Below are 10977 nucleotides of genomic sequence, written 5' to 3' on the forward strand. Positions count from 1 at the left end.
TGCGCCGCCGGATCAGATGGTTGTACGGTCGAACCATGTCCTCAGAGGCGGCAGACCTGCAGGAAGCGGTGGCCCGGTTCGTCCGGGCCTTCGGCCTGCACCAGCCGGACCGCACCCCCTGCGGCACCCCCGTCCCGGTCTCCGAGGCGCACGCACTGGGCGAACTGGCCCGCGAGGGGGAGCTGCGGCAGGTCGAGCTCGTGCACCGGCTGCGCCTGGAGAAGAGCACCACCAGCCGCATCGTCGCCCAGCTGGTACGGCGGGGCTGGGCCGAACGGGCCGCCGCGCCCGGCGACGGCCGCGGGGTCCTGCTGCGGCTGACGGCCGAGGGTCGCCTGGCGGCCGAGCGCCTGGCCGAGGCCCGCCGGGTCCGCTTCGACACCGCGCTGGAGCGCGTCCCCACCGGTGAACGCGAGGCGATCCTGCACGCCCTCGCCGTCCTCACCAAGGCCGTCGGCGAGTAGGGCGGCGGGCGCCTACCGCCGGACGACGCAGGAGGGCCGGGTCCGGAGCCGGTAGGAGACGGCGGCGACGGCCAGCGCCCACCCGTATCCGGCGAACGCCAGCGAGGCCGCCCCGCCGAGTCCGAGCAGTCCCCCTCCGCCGTCGTGCCGCAGGACGCCGACGGCGGCCAGGACCAGGCTGCCCGTGCCGTACAGCGCGAGAGTCGGAGCCACCAGCCAGACCGGCACCAGCGGCAGGAACCGGGGCACCCGCCTGCCGGCGAACCACGGCGTCCAGCGGGGGAAGACCACGCCCCACGGCCGGACCAGCCCCAGCAGCAGGAAGACCGCCAGCGCGATGCCGCAGACGAGGGCGGCGAGCGCGTACCAGGGCGGCCGGTACCCGCCGGGCTCGATCCCGGGATGGCCGGCCGCGCCGAGGGTGTGCAGCGTCAGGTAGGGAAGGAACGCGCAACAGCCGGCGTAGGCGGCCCGCAGCACCGCGGGCGGCGCCGCGCGCGCCTCCGGATACCGCAGCCCCGCCGTCTCCGGCGCGTGCGCGCGGCCGCATCGCGCGCAGCGGCCGGCCGTACGGCGGGCGTGCGACAGCGCGGTGGCCGCGAACAGCGCTCCGACGGCGGCCAGGCACAGCCGTTCGCCGAAGGTCACCCAGTCGCTGTCACCGTCGACGCTGCGGACCGAACCGGTCAGCACCAGTTCGACCAGGTTCAGCAGGACCCAGCAGCTGCCCGTCAGGGCGAGCGCGGCCACGGCCCAGGCGCCGGCCGTCACGGCCCGGGGCGGCACCCGACGTCCCCACGGGCGCACCGCGGCGACCGCGACGACGGACCCGGCCAGCAGGACCCCGGCACCCGGCCAGGTGAGATCCGGCAGGCCGACGTCCGGCAGGCCGAGGAACGAGCGGTATCCCGCCAGCGCGGCCACCACGAGGGCGACGCCGTACACGGCGGCCAGCCCGCCGGCGGCGTATCCCGCCCACGACGGCCATCTTCGCCACCCACTCAGTGAATCCGCCATCCGGACTCCCCCGGCATCGTGATCGGACTTCTCCGCAGGAGTCTGTCCCGCCGGGGCTTTGATCTCGCTGAGAGACGCTGAGAGCCCGCTCAGCGACGGATCTCCCCGGGGCCGCGGCCCCGCCGGGCCTCACCGGTCACGCGGGGCGCCGCCACGCCGCCTTGAGTGTGCCGAGCCGCCAGGGCGTCAGCCTGAGCACGGTGACGCGCTCGTCCCGGTGGTCCTCGACGCCCATGATGCGCGGGTCGTAGCCGAGCGGCTCGCCGGCGTCCGCGAACAGGTCCCAGACCTTCCTCCTGGTCGCCTCGTCGTCGGCGAAGGCCGCCTCGCACTCGGCCACCGCCACCTCCTGGGCCGGGTCCCAGTACGAGCACGACGCGTACGGGCGGTGCGACAGGTGCGCCACCTTGGGCGAGGCGGGCCGGGTGAACACCCATCCGACGACGCCGTCGCCGGTCCGCTCCCAGTACGGATGCACGACACGCGAGCGCGGCCGGCCGCGGCCGTCCACGGTGGCGAGGCTGCACCACACGATGCGGTGGGCGATCCCGACGAACTCCTCGAGCAGCCCGGCGGGCGGAATGCTAGAATTCACAACCATGGTTGTGCATCCTAGCGCGGAGACCCTCGATCTGTCTCTGGTGGCCCTGTTCGCCGGTTGGGCCATGACGGAGGAGGTGCAACGCCGCCTGGCGGGCGACGGCTTCGACGGCCTGCGCTTCAACGACGGCGTGATCATCCAGCATCTCCTGCGGGCCCCGCTGTCCGTCACCGCCCTGGCCGAGCGCATGGGCGTCACCCAGCAGGCGGCCTCCAAGGCCGCCGGCGACATGGAACGCCGCGGCCTGCTCACCCGCGAGCCCGCACCCGGCGACGCCCGCACCCGGCTGCTCCGCCTGACCCCGCACGCCGCGGCCGCCGTCGAGGCGGCCCGCGCCCGGCGCGCCGCGCTGGACGCAGAACTCGCCGAACGCTTCGGCGCGGACCGGATCGCCGAGACCCGCGCGGTGCTCGCGGCCGTCCTCGCCCACCTCGACCACGACGACGCCATCCGCAACCGCCGGGTCCGCCCGCCCGTCTGACCGCCGCCCCGCGCCCGGCAATTCCTCCCCGGGGCGGGCGTTCAGCGGAACAGGCCGGCGTTCTCGGCCGCCCAGTCGCCGAAACCGCGGGGCGGCCGGCCGATGATCTCGCGCACGGACGGCCGCTGGTCGAGTGTCCACCGGGTGAGCTCGGCGAACCGCGCGCCGTACTCCCGCAGGGCGTACAGCGTCACCTCGATGCCGCCGTCCGGCCAGCCGCGGCGCCGCCAGCGTGCGCGGCCCACCTCGGGCGGCAGGTCGACGGCGGCGATGTCGCATCCGATGGCCTCGGCGATGGCGGCCACGCGCGAGCGGGTGGCGATCGGCGGCCCGACCGCCTCGAGAACGGCACCGGCGTGCTCGCCGGTACGCAGCGCCGCCACGGCCACGGCGGCCAGGTCGTCCTCGTGGATGAAGGGATAACAGCCGTCGTTCAGGAAGGCCTCGCGCACGGTCCGCTCGCTGCGGATCGTGTCCGGCCAGTCCGAGCCCGTGGCCGGGTAGGTCCCCTCGATCATCGCCCCCATCACCGCCGACGGGCGGATGTGGGTCCACTCCATGCCCGAGCGTTCGACGGCCCGCTCTATGGCCAGCCAGAACCACGTCTCCGGCGGGTAGGCCTGCTCGTACTCCGGCCCGTGCGAGGACAGCACGACGATCCGCCGCACACCGGCGTCCCCGGCGATCGCCAGCGCGTCCGGCGCCGTCGCCGGTACGGCCCCGGCGAGGAAGACGCCGTCGACCCCGGCGAAGACCTCGGCGTGCTCCGCCGGCCGGGTGATGGACCCCTCGGCGACCTCGGCCCCTTCGGGCCAGCCGTCCGTCTGGCCGGGCTCGGCCAGCACCCGCACCCGGTCTCCGGCGGCCAGCAGCTGCCGCGCCAGGCTCCGTCCGACGATCCCCGTGGGACTGCTGCCCGCGTCCTTCCTGGCGCCGACGGCGGTCAGCAGATGCGCGAGGGGCTGCGACGCGCCCGTGACCCGCTCGATTCCACCCATGGCAAGACCCTCCAGTGCGAAAGTGGAGATCTTGCGCCGCCCGCGGTGACCGCCGGGAGGTTGCGGATCCAGATCACCCGACACTACCAGCCCCCGCGCCGGGGAACACGGCGCCGCAGATCCGGCGGCCGCGGCCGGGTGCCGCCGTCGCCGCCGGATCCCGGCCGTGATCTCAGGAAGCCCCGGGAGCGGCCAGACGGGTCGCGCAGCCCAGGCGGCGGCCCGTCTGCACGAGGCTCTCGGCGAACGCCCGCCGCGTCCTGCCGGCGAAGCCGATGAAGAAGCGGTTGGCCGGCGGCACGCCCCACCGCATCCCCTGCGCGACGTTGAAGACCCGGTGCACGAGCAGCGCGCCCCGGGGGTGCGGTTCGACGCTCCACTCGCCCCGGTACCACCAGCCGCCCTGGAAGGAGACGGTGTGGCCGACGACCTCGACGGCGGAGGTGTGCCCGGGCAGATCCTCGACGGTGAAGCGGCCGGTGCGCCTGCCGTCGGGCAGGAGCATGCCGGCCAGGTCGTCGAAGACCACGGCGACCGGCGCCTCGACGATTCCGGCGACCTCGGTGATCAGCTTCTTCCCCTTCACCGTGCCGCTCCGGCGTCCGGGCCGGGGGCGGGCTCGGTGGAGCCCTCGACGCGGCCCGGCGGGCCGGTGATCTCCGTGTTCACGGACATGGCGCGATTCCTCACGGTCGCGGCGCCTATCCTGGGGGTCGTGAGTCCAGACAGGGCGGGCGCCTTGTTCGGATGTCCGGCCGCCGGGGTGTTGGCGCACCCCGGCGGCCCTCTTCTCATGGTCCGTCGAGCACCTGCGACAGCAGGTCCTGCCGGACGGTGCCCGCCCAGTCGAGTTCCCCCGACTCCAGACGGGCGATGACGCGCCGCACCCAGGCCAGCTCGGCCTCGTTCAGCGCGCGCTCGTAGTCGACCTCGATCATCAGGAGGTCGGGCAGGCCGTTGTCCTTCATGGCGCGCAGGTGCGCGTCCGTCCCGGCCAGCAGCCCTTCGATCGTCGCGGCCCTGGTGCGCAGAGCCCGCAGTGCGCCGGACACCGGGAGGATGCCGACGAGGGAGACGGCCGCGGTGAACGCGCGGCGGTCGGGATGGGGGGTCTCAAGGAGCGCGTGGAGCCTGCTCGCCAGCTGCCGGCGGCCCTCATCGGTGATCTCGTAGACCGTGCGCTCCGGCCGGCGCCCCTGCCTGCCGGTCTCGACCGGGACGATCAGCTCCTCACCGGCGAGTTTCCCGACCGCGTGGTAGAGGCTCCTGGGCAGCCCCGTCACATAGTCCTTGTGCGTGTCGACGATGAAGCGGTGGAGCTCGTACGGGTGAGCGGCGCGCACCGAGAGCATGGCCAGCACGGTCAGACCGACCAGGTCGGGGCCTCGCGCCATGATGGTGCCTTTCTCTATATTGCAATATGCACTATAGCAGCCTGAGACCGGCCGGTCCGGAAACCGTGCGGACGCCGGTGTCACAGCGGCGGGGCGCTCCGCGGGCTGACGAGCCCCGACTCGTAGGCGAGGACGACGAGCTGGGCGCGGTCGCGGGCGTGCAGCTTGATCATGGCCCGGCTGACATGGGTCTTGGCGGTGGCCGGACTGATCATCATGTGCGCGGCGATCTCGTCGTTGGACAGGCCGCGGGCGACCAGGGCGACCACCTCGCGTTCCCTGGCGGTGAGGGCCTCCAGCCCGGAAGAGAAGGCCGAGGGACGCCGGGCGACGAACTCCCCGATCAGCCTGCGGGTGATCGCCGGGGACAGCAGCGCGTCCCCGCGCGCGGCGACGCGGACGCCGTACAGCAGGTCCTCCGGCTCGGTGTCCTTGACCAGGAACCCGCCGGCGCCCGCGCGCAACGCCTCGAAGACGTACTCGTCCAGGCCGTAGTTGGTCAGCATCACCACCCGCACCCCGGCCAGTTCCGGCATCGAGGCGATCCGCCGGGTCGCCTCGATGCCGTCCGTCCCGGGCATCTGGATGTCGAGGAGGACGACGTCGGGCCGGTGCCGTACGGCGAGTTCCACGGCCTGCGCCCCGTCGGCCGCCTCGGCGACCACCTCGATGTCGTCCTCGGCCTCCAGCAGGGCGCGGAACCCGGCGCGGATGAGCGCCTGGTCGTCGGCGAGCAGCACGCGGATCACGTCGTACCCCCCACGGACGATCTCTCCTCCTGCGGATCCTCCGGGGAGGGCTCCACCGGGACAGGCCCCGTCTCCCCGGCGGGACGCTCCCCCGCGGGCAGGACGGCGTGGACGGTGAAGCCGCCCCCGGGACGGGGGCCGGCGTGCAGCCGTCCGCCGAGCGCCGCGACCCGCTCGCGCATGCCGGTCAGTCCCACGCCGGGCTCCGGCGCCGCGTCCCGGCCGATGCCGCCGCCGTCGCTGCCGGTGCCGGTGCCGTCTACGTCACCGCCGTCGTCGTCGATCCGCACGCTCAGCTCGCCGGGTCCGTACCCGACGCACACCGACGCCGACGCCGGGCCGGCGTGGCGGGCGACGTTGGTGAGCGCCTCCTGCACGATCCGGTAGACGGCGCGGTCGACCTCGGCGGGCAGGTCCCGCCGGAATCCCGCGACCGTCAGGGTGGCGGGCAGGCCCGTGGCGCGGGCCCGCTCCACCAGGCCGGCCAGGCGCTCCACCCCGTTGGGGACCGGCTCGTCACCGGGCTCGCGCAGTACCTCCAGGGTCGCGCGCAGCTCGCGCATCGCCTCCCGGCCGGCCTCCTGGATCGCCAGGAGCGCGGCGGGCACCTCCTCTCCCCGCTTGCGCGCGAGGTGGACGGCGACCCCGGCCTGCACCTTGATGATCGAGATGGTGTGGGTGAGCGAGTCGTGCAGTTCCCTGGCGATGCGCAGCCGCTCCTCTCCGGCGCGGCGGAGCGCGGTCTCCTCACGGGTGCGCTCGGCCTCGGCCGCCCGTTCCTCGACCTGGCGGAGGTAGGCCAGGCGGTGCCGGGACACCGTCCCGGCCACCGCGGCGGCGACGAACCAGCCCAGCAGCAGGATCGTGCGCTGGACGATCTGCTCGGCGGGCTGCCCGGCGGACGCGCCCAGGTCGGTCGCCAGGAAGGCACCGAGGAAGACCGCGCCCGCGCCCGCCGCGAGCGTCCGACGGCCCGCCCCGACCGCGGCGTAGACGGTGATCAGGACCGGGACGGCCGCCGGAGGACCGGGATGCGCCCGCAGGGAGTAGAGGGTCATGCACGCCGCGGCGACGAGCAGGGCCGCGACCGGCGCTCTGCGGCACGCGGCGATCGCCGGCCCGCAGACCAGGATGAGTAGATAGTCCAAAACCTGCGGCCGGGGAGCCGGCGGCGGCGCGGACAGCGCTCCGGCGACGAGGAACACCACGACCGCCCCCGCGAGCGCCGCCTCGGGCACGTATCGGCGCCACCCGATCCCGGCCCCTCCCCGCCCGGTCCGCGGCCCCGCGTGATCACTGCCCATTCCCGCACATTAACCCCGCCCCCGCCCCGCCCGCCTCCCCACCGGAAGGGAACTCCCGCTACTCCCGGCGGCGTAGATCCGCGCCGGCTGCGCCCCGGGCGGCAGCCGCGGAAGCCGCCCCGGGAACGACGACCGGCGGCTCGCCGCCGGGCGACGATTGCTGGCGTGAACCTCGAACAACGTCTCATCGCCCTGCTGACCGTCCTGCCGCGGGAGCTCGCTTTCGGGCAGGAGGACCCCGGGACGGTCCTGGACCGCTACTACACACCCGAGATCGTCTACGTCAGCGACGGGATCGCCCTCGACCGGGACAGGCTCGTCGCGCATGCCCGCCCCGCGCGCAGGAACGGGCGCCTCCTGCGGGTGGACGTGCACGAGACGCTGGTGTCCGGCGACCGGGCCGCCGCCCGCAGCGTCCTCCACGCGGTCATGCGGAAGGGGAAGGCCGTGACGATGGAGATCTACACGTTCGCGCGCTTCGCCCCGGACGGGCGGGTGTACCGGATCGACTCGATCACCCGCGCCCTCCCTGCCCCGGACCCGGCCCCGGCCCCGGCCCCGGACCCGGCCGACGGCCTCACGCGATGAGGTCGCGCAGCGAGCCGATCAGGCGCAGCCCCGCGCTCCTGCGCTCGGCCCCCAGGTCCTCGAAGGCCCGCACCACCGAGATCAGTTCACCGTAGTCGGCCCCGTGACTCTCCAGCGCGGCGCCGGCGCTGCGGCCCCGCTGGGCGATCCGCAACGCCAGCGCGGCCTGTACGGCGAACAGCGACAGCAGGTCCAGCTCGGAGATGGCCGACCTGGCCTGCGGCGCGGGGTCGAGCACCTCCAGAACGCCGCCGACGTGCTCATCGTGGACGAGCGGCACCGCCATGATGACGCCGGGCACGTATCCGGTGGACTCGGCCAGGTCGTGGGCGAAGGCGGGACTGCCCGACAGGTCGTCGATGATCATGGGTTCGCCGGAGGCGAGCACCCATCCGGCGATGCCGCGGTCGGCGGGGAAGGCCCTCCCGACCAGGGACTCCTGTCCGGCGCCCGCGACGGCCTCGAAGAGCAGCTCGCCGCGCTCGGGGACGAACATGAAGATCGAACTGGCCTGCGCGGCGAAGATGGCCCTGGCCACCTCGACGATCGACTGCAGGAGCCGCCGATGGTCGCCGTCGGCGCCGGCCACGGCGGCCGTGACGGTGGCGACGAGGCCGGGGTCGCTGCTCATAGGTCACCCTTCACGTTTGCAGCGGTCAGGTAGAGGACGTTCTTGAGCTGGAAGACCGTCAGGGCGGGGTGCTTGCTCAGGATGAGCGCGCACAGACCCGCGACGTGGGGGGTGGCGAAGCTGTTGCCGGTGCCGCGGGTCGTCTTTCCGCCGGGCCAGGCGACCTCCACGTCGGACCCGTGGGCGAAGAACTCCACGGGGGGAGCGGGGTTGTACAGCACCAGCCGGGGGTCGCCCTCGGCGTGGCTGCCGACCGAGACGACCGAGGAGAAACGCCAGGGGTAGCTCTCGACCCGCATGTTGTGGGCCGCGGCCACCAGTACGGTGCGGCGGAAGTAGGCCTCGTCGGCCACCGCGCGCAGCGCGTCGGCGAACTTGTGCCTGGTGGTGGACAGGCTGAGGTTGACCACGTCGAAGCCCTGCCGTACGGCCCAGCGCAGGCCGGCGACGAAGGCGTCGCCGGAACCGGAGAAGCCCGCACCCAGGACGCGCACGCTGTACAGCTCGCACTCGGGAGCGAGGCGCCGCACGATGCCCGCGCACGCGGTGCCGTGCCCGGCGGGGTCGGAGGCCGCGCTCTCCCGTACGACCGGGGCGCCGTCCGGGCCGGGCTCGACCGCGTAGGCGCCGGTGACGGGCCCGACCAGGGGGTGGTCGCCGTCGACCCCGCTGTCGACGACGCACACCCGTACGCCACGGCCCGTGCTGCCGCCCCAGGCCCACTCGGGAGTGATCCGCGGGGCCCACTCCGCGGTCACCGGTATGTCGGCCGAGGTCAGGTCCCGCATGTTCCAGACCAGCCCGGTGATCTCAGGGCGTACGGCTCCTTCCACCGCACCCGGCGTCATGGCGCCTCCTCCGGCGGCGTGGGACATCACGGCGCCTCCAGGGTGGCCAGCAGTGCGCCCGCGCGGACCGCGCCCACCCGGTGCCCCTTGGCGGCGAAGCGCTCGGCGGCCTGCTCCGCGGCGGCCCGCGCCGCCTCCCGGTCCGCCCCCCGATCCGCCCATGCGGCCAGGACGTGCGCCTGGTCGAGCAGTACGGCCCCCTGGCAGGCGGGGGAGTCGGTGTCCAGCGCCTGCCGTACCGCCTCGGCCGCCAGGGCCCGGGCCCGGGCCGGGTCGTCGCAGAGCGCCCTGGCCTTCATGCCCAGCAGCTCGGCCCGGTTGATGGGCAGCGCCCCGGGGGCGCTGCCCAGGGCCAGGGCGATCCAGCCGCACGCGCCGGCCGGGTCGCCCCGGTCCAGCCGGGCTCTGGCCAGGTCGCGCCAGGCCATGGTGCGCAGCTGCCCGTCCCCCAGCAGCTCGGCCGCCGCGCAGGAGCGGCGCAGCGCCCTCTCGGCCGCCTCCGGACGGTCGTCGAGCAGGTCGAGGAAGGCGGCGAACAGCGGCAGGAACACCTCGGCGTAGGCGTGGCCGATCCCGGTCATCGTCGACTCGGCCGTCCGGAAGGCGGCCCGGGCCTCGGTGAAGTCCCCGCGCATGGCGTGCAGTACGGCCAGCGGGCAGCCGATGGCCGCGGCGACCGTACCGCGCCCCTGGCCGTGTTCGCGCAGCAGGTCCAGGCACTGCCCGACCGCCGCTCCGGCCGGCACCGGGCCCAGCTGCAGCGACACCGCCAGGGCGCCGAGCGCGGTGGCCCGCTCCAGCTCGGCCCCGGCGCGGACGGCATGGCCCAGTGCCTGCTGCAACGTCTCGGTGGCCTCGGTGAAGCGGCCCCGGGCCTGTACGGCCTGCCCGATCCTGAGCCGTGCCCGGGCCAGCCCGAGATCGTCGCCCGCGGCCCGGAAGACCGTCAGGCAGTCCCTGGCGACCTCCACGGAGGGTTCGGGTTCGAGATGCCCGAGGAACAGCCGGGCATGCGCCGCCACGACCGCCGCCTCCCCGGTCATGGTCTCCGCTTCGGCCAGGACCTCGCGCAGCAGCCGCTCGCCGCGCTCGACCTCGCCGAGCATCACCCGGGTCTCGCCCAGCCGCTCCGCCGCCCCCAGCCGGAGCGGGTCGCCGGGGCCGTACAGGTCCGCGGCCCGTTCCAGCAGCCCGGCGGCCCGGCTCAGGTCGCCCCGGTGCAGCGCGGAGATCCCGGCGGCCGACAGGCGCGCGGCGGCCGTGTCGCGCAGCCGCACCGCGTGCTCGCCGGGACGGCCCAGCCCGGTGCGGTGCCGGTAGGCCTGTTCCAGGTGGCGGCCGATCGTCTCGTCGTCGTCTCCCCGCCCGGCCAGCCAGTGGGCCAGCTTCTCGTGCAGTCCGGCGAGTCTGCGCTTGGAGACCGCCTGGTAGCAGACCTCCTGGATGAGGCCGCTGGCGAAGCGCAGCCGGCCGTCCCCCAGGTGGTCGAGGAAACGGCCGCGGACCAGCGCCGCGACGTTCTCCTCCGGGGCGTCCAGCGCGCGCAGATGAGCGAGGGTGAACTCCCTGCCCGCGACCGCCGCGCACTCCAGGACCGCGCGCTCCGGCCCGGCCGCGGCCTCGACGCGGGCGGCGATGAGGGCGCGCACACTCAGCGGGAGCCGTTCGGGGTCCCCTCCGTCCCCGAGCATGGTCATGAGCTGCTCGATGAACAGCGGGTTGCCCTCGGCGCGGGCCACCACCCGGTCCGCCACCCGCCCCTCCGCCACGCTGCTCTCCGCCATGACGGCGCCGTGCGCGCTCACCTCGTCCAGTTCGTGGGCGGCCAGTTCGTGGGCGGCCAGTTCGTGGGCGGCCAGTTCGTGGGCGGCCAGTTCGTGGGCGGCCAGTTCGTGGGCGGCC

13 protein-coding genes are annotated in these 10977 nt (G+C 74.8%); 3 read left to right on the forward strand and 10 right to left on the reverse strand.

Annotated features, from left to right (window positions below; genetic code table 11):
* Positions 1-35 precede the first annotated feature (35 nt).
* On the forward strand, positions 36-464 hold the full coding sequence (locus Pta02_RS16735) for a MarR family winged helix-turn-helix transcriptional regulator (protein ID WP_203875757.1): 429 nt from the start codon (positions 36-38) through the stop codon (positions 462-464).
* Positions 465-476: 12 nt separating this feature from the next.
* Here the strand turns inward: Pta02_RS16735 and Pta02_RS16740 are convergent, their stop codons facing one another.
* Both Pta02_RS16740 and Pta02_RS16745 read right to left on the reverse strand, forming a co-directional pair.
* On the reverse strand, positions 477-1481 hold the full coding sequence (locus Pta02_RS16740; protein WP_203875758.1) for a hypothetical protein: 1005 nt from the start codon (positions 1479-1481) through the stop codon (positions 477-479).
* A 136-nt stretch (positions 1482-1617) separates the two neighbouring features.
* Positions 1618-2082 carry a pyridoxamine 5'-phosphate oxidase family protein gene (locus Pta02_RS16745; protein WP_203875759.1) on the reverse strand — a complete coding sequence of 155 codons (465 nt, stop codon included), beginning with the start codon at positions 2080-2082 and terminating at the stop codon, positions 1618-1620.
* Here Pta02_RS16745 and Pta02_RS16750 point away from each other — a divergent pair.
* Complete coding sequence (locus Pta02_RS16750; protein WP_203875760.1) at positions 2081-2563, forward strand: MarR family winged helix-turn-helix transcriptional regulator; 483 nt, start codon at positions 2081-2083, stop codon at positions 2561-2563. The two genes, Pta02_RS16745 and Pta02_RS16750, sit on opposite strands and share 2 nt — an antisense overlap.
* 41 nt (positions 2564-2604) lie before the next feature.
* On the opposite strand, the gene Pta02_RS16755 is transcribed toward Pta02_RS16750, so the two are convergent.
* From Pta02_RS16755 to Pta02_RS16775, 5 genes are all read right to left on the reverse strand, one after another.
* Entirely contained in the window at positions 2605-3561 is a 957-nt protein-coding gene (locus Pta02_RS16755; RefSeq protein ID WP_203875761.1) for an SDR family oxidoreductase, read from the reverse strand.
* A 172-nt stretch (positions 3562-3733) separates the two neighbouring features.
* Positions 3734-4147: a hypothetical protein gene (locus Pta02_RS16760; protein ID WP_203875762.1), complete on the reverse strand. Its 414-nt coding sequence runs from the start codon at positions 4145-4147 to the stop codon at positions 3734-3736.
* A gap of 205 nt (positions 4148-4352) precedes the next feature.
* Positions 4353-4955, reverse strand: coding sequence for a PadR family transcriptional regulator (locus Pta02_RS16765; protein WP_203875763.1), 603 nt, complete (start codon positions 4953-4955; stop codon positions 4353-4355).
* Positions 4956-5035: 80 nt separating this feature from the next.
* Positions 5036-5704: a response regulator gene (locus Pta02_RS16770; RefSeq protein WP_203875764.1), complete on the reverse strand. Its 669-nt coding sequence runs from the start codon at positions 5702-5704 to the stop codon at positions 5036-5038.
* Positions 5701-7008, reverse strand: a complete 1308-nt coding sequence (locus Pta02_RS16775) for a sensor histidine kinase (RefSeq protein ID WP_203875765.1) — start codon at positions 7006-7008, stop codon at positions 5701-5703. The genes Pta02_RS16770 and Pta02_RS16775 overlap by 4 nt, the downstream gene beginning before the upstream one ends.
* A 165-nt stretch (positions 7009-7173) precedes the next feature.
* Here Pta02_RS16775 and Pta02_RS16780 point away from each other — a divergent pair, with 165 nt between their 5' ends.
* Entirely contained in the window at positions 7174-7596 is a 423-nt protein-coding gene (locus Pta02_RS16780) for a nuclear transport factor 2 family protein (protein WP_203875766.1), read from the forward strand.
* Here the strand turns inward: Pta02_RS16780 and Pta02_RS16785 are convergent.
* The 3 genes from Pta02_RS16785 to Pta02_RS41920 all read right to left on the reverse strand — a co-directional run.
* The gene (locus tag Pta02_RS16785) at positions 7586-8227 is read right to left on the reverse strand and encodes a GAF domain-containing protein (protein ID WP_203875767.1); all 642 of its coding nucleotides are present in this window, start codon (positions 8225-8227) and stop codon (positions 7586-7588) included. The genes Pta02_RS16780 and Pta02_RS16785 overlap by 11 nt on opposite strands.
* Positions 8224-9075 (reverse strand): S8 family peptidase, encoded by an 852-nt coding sequence (locus Pta02_RS16790; protein ID WP_203875768.1) that lies wholly within the window; start codon positions 9073-9075, stop codon positions 8224-8226. Before Pta02_RS16790 ends, Pta02_RS16785 begins: the two co-directional genes overlap by 4 nt.
* Positions 9076-9101: 26 nt before the next feature.
* On the reverse strand, positions 9102-10977 hold a 1876-nt coding region (locus Pta02_RS41920; RefSeq protein WP_203875769.1), incomplete at its 5' end, for an ATP-binding protein.

The organism is Paraplanobispora takensis (assembly GCF_016863195.1).
Lineage (GTDB): Bacteria > Actinomycetota > Actinomycetes > Streptosporangiales > Streptosporangiaceae > Planobispora > Planobispora takensis.